Source organism: Pseudomonas kitaguniensis, from assembly GCF_049199985.1.
GTDB lineage: Bacteria > Pseudomonadota > Gammaproteobacteria > Pseudomonadales > Pseudomonadaceae > Aquipseudomonas > Aquipseudomonas kitaguniensis.
This window is the reverse complement of the sequence record NZ_JBLZPT010000066.1, coordinates 1-279: the sequence shown is the minus strand read 5'-3', so window position 1 is coordinate 279 and position 279 is coordinate 1. Positions and strand designations below refer to the sequence as shown.

General features: G+C 60.6%; 1 pseudogene. It reads right to left on the bottom strand.

The window, feature by feature from the left end:
- A pseudogene (locus ACOZK9_RS27375) lies at nucleotides 1-279 on the bottom strand (polymerase); the annotation flags it as partial.

The following is a 279-nucleotide window of genomic DNA, read 5'->3' as shown; positions in this document are numbered from 1 at the left end:
AACCAATGCTCCTTGGGCCGGGAAAGAATTCCGCCGCCTTCGGTGAGGCCGCCGCCGATACCGAACACCAACCAGGTCGACGCGATGATGAGCAGTGGTTGCAAGCGTTGGCGCCAACTGCTCAGCAATGCCCAGGCTTGAATGAACAACCAGGGGATGAGTCCGATGATACCGACGTAGTACAGCACGCCGAGGGCGAAGTTGTGCGGCTCTGCCAGCGTATATCCCACGCCGACATCGACCTCCAGGCTGGCATCGTAGCCATGGCCAAGCCATGGC